Genomic DNA, 22,303 nt, shown 5'->3' with positions numbered 1-22,303 from the left:
GCCGCCCGCGTGAATTGGCATGGGAAGGGGCTCCACTCTCTTCAACTCGGCGCAGGCCAGGATCAGGTCCTTGGGTCTGATCGTGATCGCCTGCGCCCTTTTTCTTGGACTCGGTGGCATGCTGGCGTCGCCGGGCCTCGGGTTGCTCTGCCTGGCGCTGGCGGGGTTCGGCGCTCTTGTGCTGTTTCGTACACGCAGTCCCGATACGGCCAAAACCGGCGTGGATGCCGGCGTCGCGGCAACCGCGCGAGGCGCTGCCAGGCCCGGTGCCAAGCCCGGTGCCCGGCAGCAGGTCTCGGAACTCGCGGTGGCGATCAAATCCTGCCGCTCGGCATTCATCGCCATAGCGCTGTTCAGCGGCGTTCTCAACGTGCTGATGCTGTCCAGCTCGATCTATATGCTCGAGATCTACGATCGCGTGCTGCCGAGCCGCAGCGTGCCGACACTCATCGGCCTCAGCCTGCTCGTCGCCATCCTTTATGCCGGCCAGGGCGTGCTCGATTTCATCCGCGGGCGTATCCTGGTGCGCATCGGCGGCGCCCTCGACGAGGCGCTCGGTGCCCGTGTCTATTCCAGCGTCCTCAAGCTGCCGCTTAAGGTCGGGCGCAACGGCGACAGCATGCAGCCGGTGCGCGACCTCGACAGCGTGCGCACCTTCCTGTCGGGCACCGGCCCGACCGCGCTGTTCGATCTGCCATGGCTGCCGCTCTATCTGGCCATCATCTTCATGTTTCATGTGCTTCTGGGCCTGACCGCCCTGGTCGGGGCGATCGTGCTTGTACTCCTGACCGTTTTTGCCGAGCGGCTGACGCGCAAGCCGGTCACCTCAGGCACTCAGACCGGCATTATCCGCAACGGCCTGACCACGACCGGCAATCGCAACGCGGAAGTCATCGCGGCTCTTGGCATGGGCGGCAGGATGGCCAGGCGATGGGAGGAGGCCAACCGCGACTATCTCGCCGAGCAGCGCAGCGTCAGCGATATCGCCGGCGGCTTCGGCGCCGTGTCCAAGGTGCTGCGCATGCTGCTGCAATCGGCCATGCTCGGCGTCGGCGCCTGGCTGGTGATCGAGCAGCAGGCGACGGCCGGCATTATCATCACCGCATCGATCCTGAGCGGTCGCGCGCTGGCGCCCGTCGATCTGGTCATCGCCAACTGGAAGGGTTTCCTGACGGCGCGACAAGGCTGGCAGCGACTGACCAGGATACTTGCCGCCGTGCCGGCCGACGCCGAGCCGATGGCGATGCCGAAGCCGCACCGCCACGTCTTCATGCAGGGCGTCAGCGTCGCGGCGCCCGGCACGCAGCGCCTGCTGGTGCAGGACGCCAGTTTTGCGATGGAAGCGGGACACGCCGTCGGCATCATCGGCCAGAGCGGCTCGGGCAAGTCGACCCTGGTCAGGGCGCTTGTCGGCGCCTGGCCGCCCGCCGCCGGCAGGGTCCGGCTCGACGGCGCCGACCTCGACCAGTGGTCGCCGGAGGATCGCGGCCGCTTCGTCGGCTATCTGCCACAGGACGTCGAGCTGTTTGCCGGCTCGATCGCCGAGAACATCGCGCGTTTCGAGCCCGATGCCGATCCCGCCTTGATCATTGCCGCCGCCAAGGCGGCCGGCGCGCATGATCTCATCGTCGGTTTCCGCGACGGCTACGAGACGCAGATCGGCGAACTCGGCGAGGCCGTCTCGGCCGGCCAGCGCCAGCGCATCGCGCTGGCCCGCGCGCTTTATCGCGATCCTTTCCTGGTGGTGCTCGACGAACCGAATTCCAACCTTGACGCCGAAGGCGAACAGGCGCTGTTCCAGGCGATTGTTTCGGTGCGGCAGCGTGGCGGCATCGTCGCGCTCGTGGCGCACCGACCAAGCGCGCTCGGCACGGTCGACTTCATCCTCGCCATGAACCAGGGCCGCGTCCAGGCGTTCGGCCTCAAGGAAGACGTCCTCAACAAGCTGTTTCCGCGGCCGCAACCGGCGGTGGCCGCCGTGCCGCACCTCAGGCTCGCCACCGAGGAGCCGGCGCCGCGGCCTGGCGTGGCCGCGGCTGGTGAATGAGGGGAGGAACGATGCCCAACTCCTCCCACCAATCTATTCGACGCTACATGCGTTTTGGCCTCATTGCGGTCGCGCTGCTGGTTGGCGGCGTCGGCGGCTGGGCCTCGCTGACCCGAATCTCGGGAGCGGTCATCGCGTCGGGGGTTCTCGTCGTCGATTCCCACGTCAAGGACGTGCAGCATTCGACCGGCGGCATCGTCGGCGAGATCGCCGCGCGGGACGGCGACCGCGTCAAGCACGGTGCGCTGCTTGTGCGCCTCGACCCGACCATGCCGGCGGCCAATCTGGCCGTCGTCACCAAGGCCCTCGACCAGCTGTCGGCGCGTGAGGCGCGACTCGAGGCCGAACGCCAGGGCGCCGACGCCATCGCCTTTCCGCAGGACCTTCTCGATCGCCGCGGCGATCCGGCGATCGCCGAGGTCATCGCCGGCGAGGAACAGGTTTTCGGGACGCGGCGGGCGGCTCGTTCCGGTCAAAAGAGCCAGTTGCAGGAGCGCATCCTCCAGCTGCAGAAAGAGATCGGCGGCGACACCGCCCAGGCCGATGCCAAGACGCAGGAAATCGCGCTTGTCGAGGAGGAATTGGCCAGCATACGCGCGCTATGGAAAAAGCGGCTGATCTCCATCGACCGCCTGACCGCCATGGAGCGCGAGTCGGCGCGGCTCGACGGCGAGCGCGGCCAGTTGACGGCCGCCCTGGCGCAGGCCCAGGGCAAGATCGCCGAGATCAATTTGCAGATCATTCAGATCGACCTCGAGCTCAGCACCGACGTCAACAAGGATTTGCGCGAGATCGACGGCAAGGTCGGCGAACTGACGGAGCGCAAGATCGCCGCCGAGGACCAGCTCAGGCGCATCGACATTCGCGCGCCGCAGGACGGCGTCGTGCAGCAGTCCATCGCCCATACGATTGGCGGCGTCATCACGCCTGGTCAGACGATCATGCAGATCGTGCCCGACAGCGACAGCCTGACTGTCGAGGCCAAGATCGCGCCGAGCGACATCGACCAGCTCTGGATCGGCCAGCCGGCGGCGCTGCGCTTCTCGGCCTTCAACCAGCGCACCACGCCGCAAATCAACGGCACGGTCGAACGGACCTCGCCGGATACGACCACCGACCAGCGCACCGGCATCAGCTACTACACTGTCCGCATCGCGACCACGAGCTCCGAGGTGGCGCGCCTCGGCGAGGTCAAGCTGGTTCCGGGCATGCCGGTCGAATCCTTCATCAAGACCGAGGACCGAACCGTGATCTCCTACCTCGTCAAGCCGCTGCAGGACCAGATCAGCCGCGCCTTCAGGGAATGAGAAGACGCTCGGCAACGCCAACCCTTTGATCTTACCCCTACAGATCAGCCTCGGCGAAGATGCGCGAGGCCCAGTCGAGGAAGACGCGAAGGCGTGGCGAGAGTTGCCTGTTCTGCGGGTAAAGCGCCGACAGCGGCGTCGGCGAAGGCGGGTAGTCGGCCAGCACCTCGACGAGCGTTCCGTCGGCGAGATCCTTCTCGAAGCGATAGCGCGGCGCCTGGATGAGGCCGAGGCCAAGCCGAGCCAGATCGGCGGCGGTGTCCGAATTGTTGGCCGCCACGCGGCCCGGCAGCCGAACCTCAAGGGTCTTGCCGCCGACGGTGAATTCGAACGGAAGGGTCTCTCCGGTGCGCGACGAGACGAAGCCCACCGCCTGGTGACCGTCGAGCGCATTGGGGGAGGCGGGCGTGCCGTGGCGTTCGAGATAGGCGGGACTGGCGCAGGTGATCTCGCGTATGACAGCCAGGCGCCGCATGATCATGCCGCTGTCGGGCGGCTCGCCGACGCGGATCACGCAATCCACCCCCTCGCGCACGAGATCGACCAGCCGGTCGCTCTGGCCGATCTGCAGGTCGATCCTGACATAGCGCGCAAGGAACTCCGGCAGGCGCGGCAACAGGAATGTGCGGGTGAGCAGCGTGCTGGCGTCGATGCGCAGCAGCCCGTAGGGCTCGGCGTTGCGGAAGGCGGCCTCGGCATCCTCGATCTCGGCCAGGATCGACAGGCAGCGCCGATGGTAGGCCTCGCCATCCTGCGTGGCGTTCACCTGCCGCGTCGTTCGCTCCAGCAGGCGTGCGCCGAGATGCTCTTCCAGCCGCCGGACCGCTTCCGTCGCGGTTGAACGCGGCAGGCCGAGATCGGCCGCGGCAGCGGTGAAGCTGCGCCGCTCCAGAACGCGAATGAAGAGCCGCATCGTGTCCAGCCGATCCATGGCTTTTGTTCGCAGTTTCCGAATAGTGATGTCAATAGGCGGGTGATTATCCGGAAGTTGGCGTGGCCTATGTCTGTGTCACCAACAACGCGGAGACACTTCCATGGCATCTGATCAACCCAGAACGGCGATCGTGACGGGCGCCTCCAAAGGCATCGGTGCCGCGATCGCGCAGCGGCTCGCCCGCGACGGCGTCGCCGTCGTCATCAACTATTCACGCGGCCGCGCGGAGGCTGAAGAGCTTGTCCGCACCATCGAGGCTGGCGGCGGCAAGGCGATCGCCGTGCAGGCCGATATCGCCGATCCGAACGGCATCGCAGCGCTGTTCGACGCCGGCGAGAAGGCGTTCGGCGGCATCGACATCCTCGTCAACAATGCCGGCATCATGAAGACGTCGCCGATCGCGCAGACCGACGATGCTTCGTTCGACACGCAGATCGCGATCAATCTCGGCGGCGTGTTTCGCGGCATGCGGGAAGGCGCGCGCCGGCTTCGCGACGGCGGCCGCATCGTCAATTTCTCAAGCAGCGTCGTCGGCCTCTACCAGCCGGCCTACGGCGTCTACGCCGCCACCAAGGCGGGCGTCGAGGCAATGACCCACATCCTGGCCAAGGAACTCGGCGCGCGTCGTGTCACGGTCAACGCGGTGGCGCCCGGACCGATCGAAACCGCCCTATTCACGGACGGCAAGAGCGAGGCGCAGATAGAGGCCATCGGCAAGACGATCCCGCTCGGCCGGCTTGGCCAGCCCGACGACATTGCCGGGCTGGTCTCGTTCCTGGCCGGGCCGGACAGCGGCTGGGTCAACGGGCAAATTATCCGCGCCAATGGCGGCGTGGTCTGAGGCGGCAATCAGCCGGCTTGGCTCTATCCACAGCTTGAATCCACCCTCGAAAGACCAAGGAAAACGATCATGCCATTCGCCAACTTCAAGATGCCGCAAGCGGCCCTTTCCAAGGCGCAGAAGGCAGACCTCATCCATCGAACCACCCAGATGTTCGTCGACTTTTTCGGCGAGGGCGTGCGCCCCTACACGATGGTGCTGGTGGAGGAGGTCGCCGACGGCGGCTATGGCCGGGCCGACGAAGTGTTCGTCGTGCCCGAAGCCTATCGCGCCAAGGAGCAGCGCGGGGCAAGCGACGGCTTCAATTCTCGCAAAACGGGGACGAGGAATCAGGTTCTTCAAGATCTGCGCCAGCACACCCCCACCCGGACCTTCGGTCCGACCTCCCCACAAGGGGGAGGTGGGGAGCCCAGCTTTTCCGCATCGTCCTAAGGCGCTGACCCACTGGCGTATACGCGCTTCCTCACCCTGCCCCTTGTGGGGAGGGTCGCTGCGAAGCAGCGGGTGGGGGTCGGCGCGGCGCCGCTTGCGCCTCGCAGGCGCAAGCCTTCTGCCTCAATCGCTTTTGGTCATCCCGATCCAGTCGGCCGCCACTTCGGCGAACAGCCAGTCGCGAAACGCTCTGATCTTCTTCTGGCGCAGCGCGCCGTCGCGGTAGACGACGTAGTAGCGCGAGGCGGATTTCAGCGCGAGGTCGAAGGGACGAACCAGCCGCCCCGCGGCAAGGTCGGCCGAGACCAGCGCGCTTCGGCCGAGCAGCACGCCTTCGCCCTGCACCGCGGCCTCGACGGCGAAGGTGGCGGAATCGAAGCGCACGCCACGCTTGGGGTCGACATCGCCGACGCCTGCGTGTTCGAGCCATGTCGCCCAGTCGATGCGAAAAGCGTCATGAATCAATTTGTGATGCCTGAGATCCCCGGGCAGGCGCAGCGGATGTTCACCTTGCAGCAGTTCCGGGCTGCAGACCGGGAAGACCTCTTCGTCGGCAAGAAATTCCGCGGTCACTCCGGTATAGCCGCCCTTGCCATAGCGGATGGCGATGTCGATGCCGTCGCTGACGAAATCGGAAAGCACGCCAGACGTGGAGAGCCGCACGTCGATGTCGGCATTGGCGCGGTGGAAGCGATGCAGCCTCGGCACCAGCCAGCGGCCCGCAAAACCGTCCGATGTGCTGACGTTCAGGATGCCCGTGGTGCGGTCGGGCGTGGCGGCAATGGTGGCGGCAGCGATCTGGTCCAGCGCTTTCCTGACTTCCAATGCGTAGGCCGCGCCGACAGGGGTCAGGCGCACGGACCGCGTCCCCCGATCGAAAAGCTGGATGCCCAGCCGGTCCTCGATGTTGCGGATGGCGCGGCTGACCGCGCCATGGGTCACGTTGAGCTCGCCCGCCGCCTTCGAGAAACTCAGATGCCTCGCGGCGGCCTCGAAGGCCGGCAAGGCGGTGAGGGGCGGCAGTCTGCGCGGCATGATCCACCTGTGAGCGTTGCTCACAAATCCTGCACAAAGAGTCGTTTGTCGTCCAGCCCGGAAATGTCCAATCTATAGGCGTAGCAGCGCATCCAGATCGGGTTTTCCATCTCGCCGCTGCGCTGAACGACCAGAAACAATGTGAGCGATCGTCATGCTCGTCCCTCGCGGACGGCGCCGGCACGCTTGCGCCCAGGCAAACACAGGAGACGGACAATGAACCCGACCTTCAACTCCATCAGCGCCGCGATGAGCGGCCTCGCTCTCAGAACCTCGGCCGCAATCGAGCGCCGCCGCATGCTGCGCCGGGTGGCGCGCTTCTCGGACCATCGCCTGCACGATATCGGCTTCGAACGCGACTGGAATGGTTCCATCCTGCGCAATGGGAGGGCGATATGACCAGCACCCTTGTCATCGGCGCGACGGGGCTGCTCGGCAGCGAGATGGCGCAGGCCAGCGCCCGCAATGGCGATCGCCTGCACGTTCTGGTTCGTCCGGCAACAGCCGGCAATGAAGAGCGGATGCGCCCGTTCAAGGCATTGGGCGCCACGGTCCATGTTGGCGATCTCGACGACTATGACAGCCTTGTCCGCGCCGTCGGCAAGGTGGATCGCGTCATCTCCTCGGTGCATGTGGATTCGGCCAGCGAGATGACGCTGGTGCGCGCGCTCAGGGATGCCGGCGTGTCCCGCTATGTGCCTTCTGCCGGCTTCGGCCTCGACTTTGCCGCCGCCGCCCCGGGTTCGATCCCGCCACTCGACCTCAAGCGGGACGTCTTCTCGGCGATCAAGGAGGTCGATCTGCCCTATACGGTGGTCTACACCAACGGCTTCTTTTCGACCTGGGTGGCAACGCTGGGCGACTTGATGCGCTTCGGCTCGTCGCCTTTGCCTCCCGAAGAGGTGACGCTTTATGGCAACGGCAATGTGCCGGCGACATTCGTCAGCGAGAAGGACATCGCCGCCGTCACCTTGCGCGCGTTGAACGACCCCAAGGCCATCCGCAGCGAGATCCGGATCGCCCAGAACAAGATCACCCAGAACGAAATGGTCGATCTGTGGCGCCGGGTGAGCGGCCGCTCGCCGCGCATCGTGCCCCAGAGCGCCGACGAACTGGAGGCGATGATCGCGGTAGCTCCCGGCCTCGGCTTGCTGCGGGCGTTCTGGATACGCGGCGAGACAGCGCTTGAAACGGCCACGCCGGAAGCCGGGGCGCTCTATCCGGAGCTGACTTTCGAGACGATCGAGAGCGCGTATGTGACGATGGCGGGCGCAAAGGGCCAACGGCGGCAGGGCTGAGGAGGCTCGGCGCCGACGCGCCGGGAAGTGGCCTACTTGCCGGCCATGTGATCGGCAAGCTCCTGTGCCTGGGCGAGAAGTGCGGGGAAGACCGGCTCGCTCGGCAGGTGCTCGCCCATGCAGGCGCGATAGTCGGCGTCCCCTTTTTCCCAGGCGACATTGGCGGCATCATACGCCGTTTCGTCCTTGAGGTCCGAGGCCTGGTAAGCCTCCTGGAATTTCTGGGCGGCGGCGTCCGCCGACGTCCACACGGCGTCGCAGGCCGCGATCTTGGGTATAGGCGCTGCCGCGGGCGCCGAGGCGATCATGACGCTATTGCCCTTGACGAGCGTGACGATGACCTGCTGGTCGGGGTTCGGTCCTATGTCCTGCGCCCAGCCACCGAGCCGCGCGAAGGCGATGTCTGCGCCTTCTGGCTTCTTCAGCGAAAAGTCGAGAGTCCCCGTGAACGCTGCGTCGCTGTTGATCGCCTGGGTGTAGAAAGCATCGAGCTTCAACGCCGCATCGATGCCGGCTGGCAGTCTGAAGTTTTCGTCCAGCTCGGCCGCCCTGGACTGGAGCCAGCGCTCGAGCAGCCCCCGCGTCGTTGCCACGAGGCTCGGGCCGTCATCGCTTTTGGCGTATCGCAAACCGTCGAGCATGCCGAATCCGATATCGGCATCGCTCAGGCTTCCGAGATTGATCGTGCCGTTTGCCGGGAAATCGGCAACCGCCAAGGGGCCGAGGATGGCGGACAGACGCCCTTCGAGATCGGCCGACGCCTTCGCTCCGGCGGCATCGAGCGTTTCCACGGGTTCGTTCGCGCTTGCCAGTGCAGCCATGGCGGAAATCGCCTTGTCGCGTGCGGCGATATAATCGTCCTCCGGCGAGGCCGCGAAAACCGTGCCGGTTACGAGCGCGAAGATGATGGTCCAAACCAGCCGCATGATATACCCCCCGCGATCCACAGGCCGGGAGCCATCGAGCAGCTTTGCGGCAATTGCGCGGCAGCGACCGTCGAAGCCAAACATCCTGGTCCATCGGGGATGCAATCGGCCCATTAACCATCGATTAACTATCCGGTCGCCTTTGAATCAAATTTGGCGGATACTGTTTTTGGGCCGAACGAGGCTGCTCGAGGGACCTGGAAAGACGGCAACTATCAGCTTGGCGTGCCGCTTTCGGCCGCGCGGGGTACTCAAAAAAGAAGCGACGGACCACCGTCGCCTTGTGGGGAGGCGTCAGCATCATTTTTGATGAGGAGCGCCAGAATGAAGATCGAAGACGCAGTGATGGCGGTGACAGCCGAGGCCAACGCGCTGCTATCTTGCCTCGGCCAGCCCGTCGTCGCCTACCACGTCACGGCAATCATGCGAGAGGCAGACCTGGAACACGCCAGGCAGATGCAGCTTGTCCTGATGCGGCGAAGCATCGAGGCGCTCGTCGATGACGGCCTCGAGACTATGGCCGCCGAACATTTTGTTTCACAGTTCCATGGTCGCGTTGGTTTGACCTGGAGGCTGCTCCACGCTTCGGATGGCGTGGCGCATTGAAGGGATGGAGCCACCCGTGCCCCTGCGCAGCCCCGCTTACCCCTTCCGCTTCTCCACCTCCGCCTTCCGCAGCAGGAACCGCTGGATCTTGCCGCTCGGCGTCTTCGGCAACTCGCTGACGAACTCGACCTCGCGCGGATAGGCGTGAGCCGAGAGGCGCTTGCGGACATGCTGCGCCAGTTCTTCCGCCAGTTCCGGGCTGCCGCTGTACGAAGGCGCCAGGATGACGAAGGCTTTGACGATCTCCGTGCGCTGCGGATCGGGCACACCGACCACCGCCGCCTCGTTGACCGCCGGATGTTCGATCAGCGCGCTTTCGACGTCGAACGGGCCGATGCGGTAGCCGGCCGAGGTGATGACGTCGTCGGCGCGGCCGATGAAGGAGATCGAGCCGTCGAGCTCGAATTCGACGGTGTCGCCGGTGCGGTAATAGCCGCCCGCTATGGCCGGCGTCTCCGCCCGGTGATAGCCGCCGAACCAGCGCAGCGGCGACTTCGCGATGTCGACGGCGAGGATGCCGGGCTGGTTGGGGCCAAGTTCGTGGCCGGCCTCATCCAGCACGACGATGCGGTAGCCCGGCATGGCAAAGCCGGCTGAGCCGTGACGCACCGGGTGCGACAGGCCGTGATGGTTGTTGACCATCATGCCGTTCTCGGTCTGGCCGTAATGGTCATGGATGGGGGCTGCGAGATGGGCATCGAACCAGCGGATAACTTCCGGGTTGAGCGGTTCGCCGGCGCTGCTCACCACGCGCAGGCGGCCCTTGACGCGGGCGGCGGACGCCAGTCCCTCCGCCAGCAGCAGGCGGAAGGCGGTGGGCGAACCGGCAAGGCTGGTGACGCCGAGGCGCTCGATGATGTCGTAGGTGCTTTTGGCGGTGAAGGCGCCCTCGTTGAAGGTCGTGGCGATGCCGAGCAGCAAGGGTCCTGTGATGGCGTAATAGAGGCCATAGGCCCAGCCGGGATCGGCTATGTTCCAGAAGACGTCGTCGGGTCTAAGTCCGATCGCATCGCGCATATAGGCGCCGAAGGCCATTAGCGCGCTGAGCGGCACTGGCACGCCCTTCGGGAAACCTGTCGTGCCCGAGGTCGACATCATCATGAACAGATCGTCGCCCTTGCGCATCACCGGCTCGCATTCGGGCGCGGCGGCGGCAAAGGCGGCGCGGAAATCGATGTCGCCGGCCGGCAAGGGTTCGCCGGGGGCAAGGATGGTCGCAACCCGAGGACAATCCTCGACCTCGTCGAGCTTGCCGCGATTGGCCGCGTTGGTGACGACGAGCTTGGCGTCGCTGGTCTTCAGCCGGTGGTCGATGGCCTTGGGGCCGAAGGCGATGAACAGAGGCTGGTAGACCGCGCCGGTGCGCCATGTGCCGAGGATGAGCGCCACCAGCTCGGGAATGCGTGGCAGCATGCCGGCGACGACATCGCCGGGGCCGACGCCGGCTGCTTTCAGGACGTTGCCTACCCGCGCGGACATGTCCTTGAGGTCATCGAAACTGAATTCCCGCAGCTCGCCGGCGGCGGAGATGGCGCGCAAGGCCGGCCGGTTCTGGCCGGTGTGGCGATCGCAGCATTCGATGCAGGCGTTGATGCCGGTGGCCGGATCGCCGTGAAGTTTTGCGATCTCATCCGAGAGGCGAAAGCGCGCGACGGCATCGCTATAGCGCGGCAGCGCCGGAGTTGTGTGGCTCATGGCAGTCCTCCTCCCGAGGCGCCGCATCTCCCCTTGCGGCGCTGTCGCCTGTGAGCTTGCCTGAAATTGCGGGCGTGGTCGATGCGGCGAAAGTTGGTGGCGGGAAGGCTGGCGCTCTGTGGCGCCCCCCTCTGTCCTGCCGGACATCTCCCCCACGAGGGGGGAGATTGGCAGTTCGGGCGCCGGCTCTCCTCTTGCGACATTGGAGATTGGCGAAAGCCGAAGCGACATCCAATCTCCCCACCTGTGGGGGAGATGTCCGGCAGGACAGAGGGGGGCGCGAAGGATCGCGGCTCTGACAAGGCAAAGCACGTGGTTGACCCGACTGCCCATCTGGCCGATAGCACGGCTAGAATGCCCCGAGAAACCGATGACCTCAGACACCAACCTCCAAGATGCGCCCGCCGCCGACACCTCCTGGCAGGCGGACGTCCGCGCCGGTGTTCGCCACGTCCGCGATCTCGCCTCCCTGCCGCTGTCGCCAGCCGAGCGTGCGGCGGCGCAAGCCGCGGCGGCAAACCACAAGGTACGCGTTCCCAAAGCTTATCTCGACCTGATCGACTGGAACGATCCCGCTGACCCGATCCGGGCGCAAGTCATCCCGTCGCCCGACGAATTGATGGAGCAGGACGGCGAGCTCGACGATCCGATCGCCGACCATGAATTCAGCCCGGTGCCGCGGCTGACGCATCGCCATGCCGATCGGGTGCTGTTGTTCCCGACCTATCAATGCGCGGTCTATTGCCGGTTCTGCTTCCGCAAGGAATCGCTGACCGCGATCGGCAGGGGTTATACGCGCGAGGCGCTGGAGCCGGCGCTGGCCTATATCGCCGACCACCCCGAAATCCGCGAGGTGATCCTGACCGGCGGCGATCCGCTATCCCTGCCTGACAAGGCGCTGGCCGAAATCTTCGCGCGCATCGAGGCGATCCCGCATGTGCGGCTGTTGCGCATCCACACGCGCGTGCCGGTGGCACTGCCATCGCGCATTACGCCAGGGCTGGTTGCCGCCCTGCAGGGCCGGCTGATGGTCACAATCGTCACCCATTTCAACCACGCGCGTGAGATCACGCCCGCGACCGAGACAGCCTGCCGGACGATGCGCCACGCGGGTTTCGTGCTGCTCAACCAGAGCGTTCTGCTCAAGGGCGTCAACGACAGTGTCGAGGTGCTGGAGGAACTCTGCCGCGAGCTGATGTACCGCCTCGGCGTCAAACCCTATTACCTGCACCACGGCGACCTCGCGCGCGGCATGGCGCACAGGCGCACGACGATTGCGCAGGGCCAGGCGCTGGCCGCGGCATTGCGCGCCCGGCTGTCGGGCATCTGCAACCCCGTCTATGTACTCGACCTGCCGGAAGGCGGGGGGAAAGTGCCGATCGGGCCTTGTTATGTCGAGGCGCGGGACGGGGAGAGCTGGCGGTTGCGTGGGCTCGATGGCGAGGTGAGGGACTATACGGAGATCGTTGGCGAATAGGGCTGCGAGCTAACGCGCCTCGCTCTCGACAAACGCCAGCACTACCACACGCGGGGCAACACAGTATGCGAGGCTGACCTTGCGGCCCGTCTTCGTCGTCGCACGGCCTGCGTTGAGGTCGACGGTGATGTCCTCGTAGCCGAGCACCTCGCGATCGAGCGGATAGACGGCCTTGTAGACAGCTTCCTTGGCGCAAAAGAGGATGCGACCGGCAAGATGCCGGTCCGCTGCGTCCGTCCTATCGGCAGGGATTGCAACAAGTGCGAAGATGTCGTCCGGGAGAGGCTGCGCGGGCTCGACGTCGATACCCAGCGAGACGATATGGCCAATGGGCGCAACCGCCGCCACCGCCATATCGTCGTCATGGGCGAGCGAACCGATTATCCCGTCGGGCCAGGCGGGTGCGCCGGAGGGCGTGCGCAGGAGGGCGAAATCGTTGAAGCCGATATCCGCCAGCAGCCCATGCGCGATCCAGCGCGCCGCGCCGCTGGCCCGCCGCGTGGCCGGCTGACGCGCAGGGATGGAACGCGCTTCCTCGGGCAGCAGATGGGCTTCGTCGCCATCGTGTATGACCCGGCATCCGACCCGGGCACTGTCGGGCGCGATGGCGGCGATCGCTTCGGCCAAGGAGATTTCCTCGGGCAGACTTGCGGGCGGCCGCGTCACGGATCGTGCGTCCGTGCGGCGAGGACCAGATCGGCGATCATTTCTCCGTCCTCGTCGAGCCCTTCTTCGACGAAACCGGCGCTGCGATAGAGGTTTCGCGCCGCATCATTCTCCGGTTCGTAGCAGATCGAAACGTGCCTGATGTGGCCGAGCCTTTTGATCTCGTCCAGCACTTCGCGTAGCGCGGCCTTGCCGTAACCTCTACCTTGAGAGGCCCGGTCGATCATGAAGCGGTAGATGCGCGCCTCGTCGTCATCGCGTGGTGCTTCGTACATCAGGAAACCGACAACACGATCCCCGGCCATTATGACGCGCGGCCTCGCGTCTTCGTCAGTTTCGGCCTCTTCCAGGGAGTCCGCATTGCTGGCGACGAAATCCATCTGCTCCGGAGCGAGCTCCAGGGCCGCGACCAGGGCCCGGTTGGCCTCGGTCACGGCAACGAGACGGATGTCTGCGGTCTTCAAGCCGATGCCTTCTTCAAGCCGATACCTTGGAGCCATCGTCGGTGATCGGCTCGACGAAGCGATGCAGCTTGGCCGGGTTGCCGCGCCAAATGGAATTGGGCTCCAGCTCCTCGCCCTTCATCACGAAGGAGTCGACATCGACCACCGAGCCTTCACCCATCACCACGCCATAGTGGACAAAGGCGGAGGGTCCGAGCGTGCAGCCTTTGCCGATGCGGATGAAGTCGGACTTGAACGCGCCTTCTTCCAGCGAATGGGCCTGGATGACGCAGCCCTCGTTGAGGGTGACGTCGTCGCCGATCTCCACCAGGGAACGTTCGGTCAAATTGCTGCCGCCGTCGTAGACACGGCTACCGACCTTGACGCCCAGCAGGCGCAGGATCATCGGCCGGAACGGCGTGCCGGCGAACAGCCGCACGATCGGCGAATCCGCGAGTTTCCAGTGGCGTTCATGGCGCCAGAATGCGACGTCGTAGATCGTCGTCATCTGCGGCTTCAGCCTGCCAAAACCAAGGCTCGCCCGCTCGACCAGGATGTAGAACGGAATGGTGATCGCCGAGGTCAAAAGCACGGCGACGAAGAGCGCAACCTCGGCCCATTCGGTATAGTAGTTCAGCGCCCGGTCCCAGATCGCCAGCGTGGCGAACAACATGACCCATTGCGTTGCCACGAACAGGAGGATCGTCACCAGATTGTGGCGGTTCTTCAGCGGGATGCGCTGGCGCCGGTCCGCCTCGTCGATGCCGGCGATAAGCTCCTTGTCGCGGTTCACCATGCGCGGGATTTCAAAGGCGGGCGAACCCAAGAGCCCGACATTTTCGCGCAGCGGCCCGTCGATGGGGATCATCACCTTGGTGCCGAGCAGGACATTGTCGCCCGTGCGTCCGTCCGGCGGATAGTAGATGTTGTTGCCGAGATAGTTGCGCTCGCCGATGCGCGTCGGCTCGAGCCGGAAGGCGGAGGCGGACTTGTGCATGTTGATCATGAACAGTCCATCCGACACCATGGTCTCGGTGCCGATCTCGCACAGAAGCGGGTTTTCGTGCTGCTGGTTGGAGCCGAAGTTGGAACCGGTCTGCACCACCTTGTTGAGGTTCCAGCCGATGGCGCTGATATAGTGCACGATGGCCGAGCTGTCGCCGAACAGGAGACCCAGGACGCGGGAATTGCTGGTGAATTCGGCGACCGTCTGCAGCCAGTAGCGGAAGCCGTAAAGCGTGTAGGTGCGGCCTGGCTTCAGGATCAGGTTTGTCAGGCGCGGCACCAGCGTCGCCGCCAGAAAAGCCACGGCGATGTAGCCGAACAGTGTGACCGTGGTACCGATCGCGACGATGCCGATCGTCTCCTGATAGTCGTCGCCGACATTTTCCCAGTAGCTGTGGAACAGCAGCGGCAAAGGGGTGACAATGGCAAACAGGCCAATCAGCTGAACCGCTTCGAACAGGAAGCGCCGGATGTTGGAAGGATCGACATTGCGCACCTTGCAATAGTCCGCCGTGGTCGGCACGGCCGGCGATCCGTGCCAGCGTTCGCCGTCCGGGATGCTTTGCCCGCGGTGCAGCGAGGATGAGTGGCCGAGCTGGGCGCCATCCCCGATCCGGGTGTCGATGTCGAGCGTCGAGCCGACGCCGACGAAGGCATCGCGGCCGATGGTCAGCGGCCCGGTGTGGATATAGCCGGACTGCGCCCTGAAGCCGAGGATCATCGATTCCTTGCGCAGGATGGTGTTGGCACCGATTGAAATGAGATCGGTGCAGACGGGTACGGATTTCGATTCGATGACGGCGTTCTTGCCGAGTTTGGTGCCGAGAAGCTGCAGATAGAAGCTGTAGAGCGGGCTGCCACGGAACAGCACGACGGGTGCGGTGCGGATCAATGTCTTGACGACCCAGAAGCGGAAGTAGCGCACGCCCCAGATGGGAAACGCCTCCGCCTTCCAGCGGCCGATGAGCACCCATTTGGCGATGACGGCAAAGCCCGACATGCCGAAGAACACGGCGGCCGAAAGCGCCACGCAGCGCAGGTAAAGCTGCAGTGGATCGTCGAGCGCGTCATACATCCAGTTGAGGCCGTCATTGACCGCCCACAGGGCGACATAGCTGTAGAGCCCATAGAACAGCAGTTGTGCTGCGCCGCAGGTCCAGTAGGCAAAATTCGATGCCCGGCGGGTGAGGACAGGCTCGTTGGTGGCCGTGGTCATCTCCTCCGCCACGCCCAGATGCCGCGCCAGGCGCGCCACGGTTGGATGGAGATAGATGTCGCGCATCGACGCCGTCGCCCATTCCTTCCTGGTGCGCACGCGGGCGCAGAAATGCGCCATCAGCAGCGAGTTGGCGCCGAGATCGTCGAAGAAATTGTCCTCGACGGACACTTCTTCGAATTTCAGCACGGTCGCCAGTGCGTCGGCCAGGAAACGCTCGTCGTCATTGCCGGGCGCCACCATCGCGCGATCGGCCGAAAGCCGCACACTTGTCGGCTTCGGCAGCTGGCGCAGGTCCACCTTGTTGGAGACCGTCATCGGGATAACAGGCAGTTCCTCCAGATAGGAGGGCACCATGTAATCGGGCAGGCGCCGCTTCATCGTCTGGGCGAGATCCGCGCGGGAAATCGCCGGCATGCCGGCCTTGGGCGCATAGTAGGCAACCAGTTCGACGCGGCCGGACTCGATCTCCCAGGTGGTGACGACAGCCTGCGCGATCTCCGGCTGGTCGAGCAGCACCGCCTCGATCTCGCCGAGCTCGATACGGTAGCCGCGGATCTTGACCTGGGTGTCGATGCGCCCGTTGTATTCGATCTCGCCACTGTCGTTGATGCGGCCAAGGTCGCCCGTCCGGTAGATGCGCTTAGACGGGTTGTTCGGCAGGCCGACGAAATCGGCAATGAATTTCTGTTCGGTAAGGTCGGGCCTGTTGAGATAGCCGACCGCGAGCCCGATGCCGGCAATGCCGATCTCGCCCAGTTCACCGGGCTCGGCAAGCTGCGGCAGCGAAGCGTCGAGAATGACGATCGAGTAGGTCGGCAGCGGTGCGCCGATGGTAACGGGACTGTCGGGCGTCAGCGCGCCCATGGTGGCGGTGACGGTCGCCTCGGTCGGGCCATAGGTGTTGAGGATCTGCCGCCCCGGCTTCGACCAGCGCACCACCAGATTGTGCGGGCAGGCCTCGCCGCCGACCAGAAGCGTGCGCAGGCTGGGCACGTCCGATGTCATCGACGACAGAAGCGTCGGGCTGCAGGCCATGCAGGTGATGTCATGGAACCGCAGGAAATCAGCCAGTTCCTCGCCCACCAGCGGCATCTGGCCCGGTGCGGGCACGACCGTGGCGCCGGCGGCAAACGGCACCCAGACCTCTTCGGAGGAAAAGTCGAAGGCGATGGTCATGCCCTGATAGACACGGTCGCCCGGCCGGTAGCCGTAGGAGGCGGCGGCGACGCGGATGAAGTTGACGAAGCTCTGGTGCTTGATGACCACGCCCTTGGGCTTGCCTGTCGTGCCCGAGGTGTAGAGGATGTAGCAGGTGTCGTCCGAAGTCTTCGCATGCGGCTTCAGCGGCGCGCTGGACTGTTTGGAGATTTCGGCGGCCGCGCTGTCGATCAGCAGATGCGGGACGGGCAGCTGACCGGCGCGCGAGGCATAGGCGGCGATGGTGACGATCAGGCTCAAGCCGGCGTCTTCGATGATGAGCGTCATCCGCTCCTCGGGAAACGCCGTGGCCAGCGGCACGAAGGCGGCACCCGCCTTCATCACGGCGAGAAGCGCAACATAGGTCTCCGCCGAGCGGTCGAGGATGAGCCCGACGCGGTCGCCCGGCCGCACGCCGCGCTTGACCAGCAGGCGGGCGAACTGGTTGGCGCGCTTGTCCAACTCCTGATAGGTCCAGGCACGCCCGTCGGAGATCACCGCCGGCAAGGCGGCGAATGTCTGCGCGAGCTGTTCGAACACCGTATCGAGCCGCTCACCGGGCAGGCCTTGCCGGGCAAAGTCGGCGCCCGTCAGGATTTGGCCGCGCGCGACTGTTGCGGGGCCCGTCTTTACCCGCGCATCGATGCTTGCCAGGTCGGGTTCGGGCTGGCTGCCCGGTGGTGCCGCGTCCAGTTCGGCGATGTCGACACCGTGATCCATTTCCATGCTTTCTCGTCCTGGCCGGCAAACGCCCGGCGCGGCCATTTTCCGGCCGCTGCGGGAGGCTTATGCCATCCGATTTTTTCGCCAGTTTGTCCGAACTGTTGAGTTTTGTTTCTGGAGTGTGTCTGCGTGAGCGGCGTCGCCGGCATCGGCCGAGCGTTTTTCTGGAACCAGCCTCGAGGCCCTGCATTCTATTAGCAGGGACTTAAGGAGCGTGACGTGAAAGCGGTGTTGGGACTGGTCTGCGGCTTCGTGCTGACCCTTGCGGTGTTCGGCAGCGGGCTGGCGTTCGCCGCCTGGTTGCTTGCCGCAAAGCCGCCGCGCCCGGCATCGGCCACCGTCAGCGTGGCGGAGCTGTGGACCAAAAAAGCGCGGCCGGTGAACAAGGCGGCGCAGAGCCTCGAGCGTCTGCCGGCCGAACAGTCCGCACCGCCCGACATCCCCGCCAAACCGCAGCCAACGCCACCCGATCCCATCATCACCGGCGCCATCGCGCCCGGCGCGGCCGAACTGCCGCCTCCGCATCTCGCCTGGTGCGCGAGCCGCTACCGCTCCTACCGGCCGGACGACAACAGCTACATGTCCTATAGCGGGCAGCAACGCCCCTGCATCTCGCCCTATCTCGACATCGCCGACCACGCCGCCCAGCCGGGCGAGGGCGCGGGGTTGGGCGTCTACGCTATCAATGACGGCGGCGCCGAGCTTTCCGCCGACCATGTCGACACTTGCTTCAGCCGCTACCGTTCCTACCGCCCGGAAGACAACAGCTACCAGCCATACTCCGGCGGGCCGAGACGGCAATGCCAGTAGCGTGGCGAGCCCGCGCGCCGCAGGACATGGCGCGATCCCATCACGCAGATTTTTTGGATCGTTCGGATTGGCACAACGTTTATCCCTGACCCAAGGAGGACCCTAGACATGGACGACGACCGGAACGACAGGATTCGTGAGCGCGCATACCTGATCTGGGAACGCGAAGGCAGGATGCATGGCGATCCCGAGCGGCACTGGCACCAGGCCGAGGCCGAGATCGACCGCGAGGCAGCGCTGCCGCTGACGGCAGGCGATGCGCAAACCGGCGAGATCGCCAGCACCGACGTGCTGGAGGTCGAGGCGCTGGCGGTGCGCACCGGCATATCGGGCGACGAAGCACAGGCGCTGATCGACCGCCTGGGCCACGACCGCGCCGCCGTCGAACAAGCCGCGCGCACCCTCAAGACCAAAAGGCGGCGAAGCCCTGAGGAGGGACAAGCGAAATGATCCGAAAACTGAAAGGTGGAAAATACCGCCTCTATTCACGCAAGAAGGACGAAAAGACCGGCAAGCGGCGGAATTTGGGCACGTTTGAGACGCGGGAGGCGGCTGAGAAGCATGAGCGGGAGGTGCAGTATTTTAAGCGGCATTGAGGGGGTGGCGAAGCTTTGGCGAAGGGCCGCCACATTGATCAGGGCCTGATCTACTGCAACGTCCGTGCACTCTGCCAAAGCCAGATTGCGAGCGAGCCGGATCGCCCACGGATCTGTGTTTCCACAGGTCCTTTCAAGGTACCGGATAGGAACAACGCGCAGGCGCGGCCGGCGACATCAAGCATTTTGTCACTCACAGCGACTTCGGCATTCTGGTCGGCTGCGATCTCCATCAAGCGACTGGCAACGTTGACTGTGTCACCTATGGCCGCGATGTGCTGACGGCCTTCGCTGCCGAGTCGGGAGGCTACGATTGTTCCGTGGTGGGCTCCAATCTTGAAGCCGAGCCGGGATGCGGTCGATGCAGGCAATGTGGCGAGCCAATCGTTGGTGCGGCTGGAGAGCGCCACACAACAGCGGGCGGCATTGAAAGCATCATTCGGTGCTGGTTCCGGCAAACCGAACAGGATCATGGCTCCGTCACCCATGAAACTCGTGACGACGCCACCGCAGCTCGTCACTTCTTCGCCGACCAACGCATGAAAGCCGTTCAGGAGTTCGCGTGTGGCGACCGGTCCCAAGGATTCACTCAGTCCCGTGAAGCCGGACAGATCGATGAACAGGATGGCGGCATCTCCCCGGACGGGCTCCGAGAGGAAGTCGCCATGCTTGGCCAGCCACTCCCCCATGCCTGGGGCTTCAACGCGTTGAAGCAATTGGCTCTGCGTTGCGAAAAATTGGGCCCGGCGCCTGCCCAGCCAAAGCTGCGCGGCCCCGAACAGGATGACCGGCGGAACGGCGGCGGTTATCGGCAACGCGGCGCTCAGCCAGATGTGGTGCGAGAAAGCGGCCATGTTGACCACCAACCAGAGCAAGACCACGCCGGCGATCGCCGCGAGGCCGCCGGCGTTTCGCCGCCAAGCCAACAGCCCCACGAGAATCATCGGCAGCACCACTGCAAAGCCGGCATCCGCAAGCCGAACATGCTGGTCTCGCACTGTTCCGTCGCCGGCCGTCAGATGGGCAATCGCCGTCGATATGACTTCGACGCCCGGGAGTATGGGATCGAACGGTGTCGGGAAAACATCGCCGGTGCCGGTTGCAGTCGCTCCGATCACAACAATTCGATCCCGGATAGTGCCGGGATCGAATTGGCCGATCAGCACGCTCGCCGCGCCGATCGTGCGGATCGTGCCTCGCGGACCATAGAATGTCAGAGGCAGGATGTGACCAATGTCCGTCCGAATAGACCGTCCGCCCAGCGATAGATGATCGGCTGCGATTTCTGGATCCTCTCCTGCTGCCATGGCGGCAACACGCAAGGGGAAAGACGCTTCCAGCCGATCTCCGGTCCGAAACAGCAACGGCACGAAGCGGGGCGTTCCCGTCTTGTCGGTGGCCACGTTGACGACGCCGACAGCGGCGGCATCCGAGAACGCTTTCAGGGGCCACAGGAACCGCTCGGCATTCGGCACGCCGGCGATGGGTCCTTCGCCCATCGTCCATTGTTTGCCTCCGGGATAGACCGCCGCGGCTGCGATTACGCTTGGACCCCTGCTCAGCGAGCGCGCGAGCGCCTCGTCGTTGTCTTTTGCCCCGGGATCGACCAGCAGCAGGTCGAGCGCAATGGCTTTCGGGCCAAGGCGCTCTATCGTATCGACGATCCGGGCAAGCGTGGCGCGGTTGAGGGGATATGTACCCTCGTGCCGCACTGCGTCGTCGTCTATCGCGACAATGGTGATCAGCTCCGGTGGCTTTGCCGTTCCTCGAACAAGCGTTCGAAGATCGGTCATCGTTGCTTCAACGCGATCGAGAAACCACAAATTGCCGCGCCAGTGCGCGAAGCCCAGGCCGGCGCCCCAAACACCCGCGAGGACGAGCGCGATCAGCGTCGGAAGCGCTCGCCTGCTCACAGCAACTCACTGGCCGAAACGGGCCAGCAATGCGGAAACACGCTTGGCGGGCCAGCGCTTGACGGTCAGGGGTCCTGTTCCGGCCTCGACGTCGACGCCTTCGCCCGGCGACAGCACCACGCCGGCACTGGACGCCGGCCGGTTTACGGCGACGCGACCCCTGAGGACGAAAACGGACGTCTTGCCTTGGCCGACGTCGACTGCCCATTTGGTACCTCGCGTCGCGGCGATCGCCTGCGGCGTGACAACCGCGAAGCCAGCCGGGACAGAGCCGGCTGGAGCATCGAGCAGCAGCGCCTTGCGCCGCAACCTGACCGCATCGGCATTGCCGTTTCGATCGCGGTCCACCAGCGTAAAACGAGCGCCACCTTCCACAATGATGGTAATGCCTTCCCGACATCTCAGAATCTGTCGGGACGTAGCGGCCACCGGCCTGAACGTACACCCTGCGTCCTGCGCCAGGGCGGCATCCACCCAGAAGACACCGGCAAACAGGCCAGCCATCACCAGGCTGCGGAAAAATCGGTCCCTTGCGCTCATCACCGCCTCCTTGCTCTTGCGAAAATATGCGGCCAAGAAAATCTGCTGCCGTCAGCCTGTGCTTGCCAACCGGCACTTGCAGCCGCTTTGCGCAGAGGCGGCAGGGTGCCGACCGGCGATCTTAGCACGACTACCTGCTCCAACACCAAACAAGGCCGCGGCCGCAATGCGAATGTCGACGAAATTCAGGCGGCGACCTTTACTGCCAATGACACGGTCGAGGTGCTGGGGGACCGGCAATGACCGACCACACCTCAGCGTAAAAACCCTGGACCATGGCGACCTCGCGCGGCATGCCGCACCCTGCCGAAGGCCAAGCGCCGCCGCCTTTCGATAGGAATTTATTCTTGACACCGTGAGGGCAGCTATGCTACATATTCGTCCATGGTATCGATCTGTGCCCGCCCGCTAGGCGGGTTTTTGCGTTTTTGCTTCGTCAATCACGACAAGGAACCGATCGACGGGGGGAGAGGAAAGGCGCGAGTTCGCCAACCTTGGCGCCTTCCTCTCCCTCCGGAGGGGGGAGAGGTGGCGCCGCGAAGCGGCGACGGAGTGGGGGAAGGCGTTAGCGAAACGCGCAGCCGCAAAACAGG

Annotated in this window: 19 protein-coding genes and 1 pseudogene; 11 read left to right on the top strand and 9 right to left on the bottom strand. The window is 64.9% G+C overall.

What is annotated here, in order from left to right; all coding sequences use genetic code 11:
* Positions 1–70: 70 nt before the first annotated feature.
* The gene (locus NKI73_RS09045; RefSeq protein WP_352628688.1) at positions 71–2,047 is read left to right on the top strand and encodes a type I secretion system permease/ATPase; all 1,977 of its coding nucleotides are present in this window, start codon (positions 71–73) and stop codon (positions 2,045–2,047) included.
* Positions 2,044–3,354 (top strand): HlyD family type I secretion periplasmic adaptor subunit, encoded by a 1,311-nt coding sequence (locus NKI73_RS09040; RefSeq protein ID WP_352628686.1) that lies wholly within the window; start codon positions 2,044–2,046, stop codon positions 3,352–3,354. The genes NKI73_RS09045 and NKI73_RS09040 overlap by 4 nt, the downstream gene beginning before the upstream one ends.
* Positions 3,355–3,391: 37 nt before the next feature.
* Here NKI73_RS09040 and NKI73_RS09035 read toward each other — a convergent pair whose 3' ends face one another.
* On the bottom strand, positions 3,392–4,285 hold the full coding sequence (locus NKI73_RS09035; RefSeq protein WP_352628684.1) for a LysR family transcriptional regulator: 894 nt from the start codon (positions 4,283–4,285) through the stop codon (positions 3,392–3,394).
* Between the two features lie 103 nt (positions 4,286–4,388).
* Here NKI73_RS09035 and NKI73_RS09030 point away from each other — a divergent pair, with 103 nt between their 5' ends.
* Both NKI73_RS09030 and NKI73_RS09025 read left to right on the top strand, forming a co-directional pair.
* A complete protein-coding gene (locus tag NKI73_RS09030; protein WP_352628682.1) occupies positions 4,389–5,129 on the top strand; it encodes an SDR family oxidoreductase in 741 nt (246 codons plus the stop codon).
* Between the two features lie 69 nt (positions 5,130–5,198).
* Positions 5,199–5,408: pseudogene (locus NKI73_RS09025) on the top strand (tautomerase family protein); the annotation flags it as partial.
* A 276-nt stretch (positions 5,409–5,684) separates the two neighbouring features.
* Here the strand turns inward: NKI73_RS09025 and gcvA are convergent.
* Entirely contained in the window at positions 5,685–6,596 is a 912-nt protein-coding gene (gcvA, locus tag NKI73_RS09020) for a transcriptional regulator GcvA (protein ID WP_352628680.1), read from the bottom strand.
* A 216-nt stretch (positions 6,597–6,812) separates the two neighbouring features.
* Here gcvA and NKI73_RS09015 point away from each other — a divergent pair, with 216 nt between their 5' ends.
* Both NKI73_RS09015 and NKI73_RS09010 read left to right on the top strand, forming a co-directional pair.
* Entirely contained in the window at positions 6,813–6,995 is a 183-nt protein-coding gene (locus tag NKI73_RS09015) for a YjiS-like domain-containing protein (RefSeq protein ID WP_352628678.1), read from the top strand.
* A complete protein-coding gene (locus NKI73_RS09010; protein WP_352628676.1) occupies positions 6,992–7,894 on the top strand; it encodes an NmrA family NAD(P)-binding protein in 903 nt (300 codons plus the stop codon). Before NKI73_RS09015 ends, NKI73_RS09010 begins: the two co-directional genes overlap by 4 nt.
* A gap of 32 nt (positions 7,895–7,926) precedes the next feature.
* Here NKI73_RS09010 and NKI73_RS09005 read toward each other — a convergent pair whose 3' ends face one another.
* Entirely contained in the window at positions 7,927–8,820 is an 894-nt protein-coding gene (locus NKI73_RS09005; protein ID WP_352628674.1) for a hypothetical protein, read from the bottom strand.
* Between the two features lie 324 nt (positions 8,821–9,144).
* On the opposite strand from NKI73_RS09005, the gene NKI73_RS09000 reads away from it, so the two are divergent.
* Positions 9,145–9,426 (top strand): hypothetical protein, encoded by a 282-nt coding sequence (locus NKI73_RS09000; protein WP_352602158.1) that lies wholly within the window; start codon positions 9,145–9,147, stop codon positions 9,424–9,426.
* Positions 9,427–9,462: 36 nt separating this feature from the next.
* Here NKI73_RS09000 and NKI73_RS08995 read toward each other — a convergent pair whose 3' ends face one another.
* On the bottom strand, positions 9,463–11,121 hold the full coding sequence (locus NKI73_RS08995; protein ID WP_352628672.1) for an acyl-CoA synthetase: 1,659 nt from the start codon (positions 11,119–11,121) through the stop codon (positions 9,463–9,465).
* 370 nt (positions 11,122–11,491) lie between these two features.
* On the opposite strand from NKI73_RS08995, the gene NKI73_RS08990 reads away from it, so the two are divergent.
* Positions 11,492–12,598 (top strand): KamA family radical SAM protein, encoded by a 1,107-nt coding sequence (locus NKI73_RS08990; RefSeq protein WP_352628670.1) that lies wholly within the window; start codon positions 11,492–11,494, stop codon positions 12,596–12,598.
* 9 nt (positions 12,599–12,607) lie between these two features.
* Here the strand turns inward: NKI73_RS08990 and NKI73_RS08985 are convergent, their stop codons facing one another.
* The 3 genes from NKI73_RS08985 to NKI73_RS08975 are packed head-to-tail and all read right to left on the bottom strand — an operon-like array spanning position 12,608 to position 17,854.
* Positions 12,608–13,225: a 4'-phosphopantetheinyl transferase family protein gene (locus NKI73_RS08985; RefSeq protein WP_502905655.1), complete on the bottom strand. Its 618-nt coding sequence runs from the start codon at positions 13,223–13,225 to the stop codon at positions 12,608–12,610.
* 35 nt (positions 13,226–13,260) lie between these two features.
* Entirely contained in the window at positions 13,261–13,764 is a 504-nt protein-coding gene (locus tag NKI73_RS08980) for a GNAT family N-acetyltransferase (RefSeq protein ID WP_352628666.1), read from the bottom strand.
* A complete protein-coding gene (locus NKI73_RS08975) occupies positions 13,742–17,854 on the bottom strand; it encodes a Pls/PosA family non-ribosomal peptide synthetase (protein ID WP_352628663.1) in 4,113 nt (1,370 codons plus the stop codon). The genes NKI73_RS08980 and NKI73_RS08975 overlap by 23 nt, the downstream gene beginning before the upstream one ends.
* A gap of 216 nt (positions 17,855–18,070) precedes the next feature.
* Here NKI73_RS08975 and NKI73_RS08970 point away from each other — a divergent pair, with 216 nt between their 5' ends.
* The 3 genes from NKI73_RS08970 to NKI73_RS08960 all read left to right on the top strand — a co-directional run bounded on the left by NKI73_RS08970 (position 18,071) and on the right by NKI73_RS08960 (position 19,257).
* Positions 18,071–18,661, top strand: coding sequence for a BA14K family protein (locus tag NKI73_RS08970; RefSeq protein WP_352628661.1), 591 nt, complete (start codon positions 18,071–18,073; stop codon positions 18,659–18,661).
* 108 nt (positions 18,662–18,769) lie between these two features.
* A complete protein-coding gene (locus tag NKI73_RS08965) occupies positions 18,770–19,111 on the top strand; it encodes a DUF2934 domain-containing protein (RefSeq protein WP_352628658.1) in 342 nt (113 codons plus the stop codon).
* On the top strand, positions 19,108–19,257 hold the full coding sequence (locus NKI73_RS08960; protein ID WP_023780469.1) for a hypothetical protein: 150 nt from the start codon (positions 19,108–19,110) through the stop codon (positions 19,255–19,257). The genes NKI73_RS08965 and NKI73_RS08960 overlap by 4 nt, the downstream gene beginning before the upstream one ends.
* Positions 19,258–19,307: 50 nt before the next feature.
* Here NKI73_RS08960 and NKI73_RS08955 read toward each other — a convergent pair whose 3' ends face one another.
* Both NKI73_RS08955 and NKI73_RS08950 read right to left on the bottom strand, forming a co-directional pair.
* On the bottom strand, positions 19,308–21,170 hold the full coding sequence (locus tag NKI73_RS08955; RefSeq protein WP_352628656.1) for a CHASE2 domain-containing protein: 1,863 nt from the start codon (positions 21,168–21,170) through the stop codon (positions 19,308–19,310).
* Positions 21,171–21,176: 6 nt separating this feature from the next.
* On the bottom strand, positions 21,177–21,710 hold the full coding sequence (locus NKI73_RS08950) for a FecR domain-containing protein (RefSeq protein ID WP_352628653.1): 534 nt from the start codon (positions 21,708–21,710) through the stop codon (positions 21,177–21,179).
* Between the last annotated feature and the right edge of the window lie 593 nt (positions 21,711–22,303).

This window comes from Mesorhizobium sp. M0496, from assembly GCF_040321205.1.
GTDB lineage: Bacteria > Pseudomonadota > Alphaproteobacteria > Rhizobiales > Rhizobiaceae > Mesorhizobium.
The sequence above is the reverse complement of the archived record's forward strand: the minus strand, read 5'-3'. Positions and strand labels throughout refer to the sequence as shown.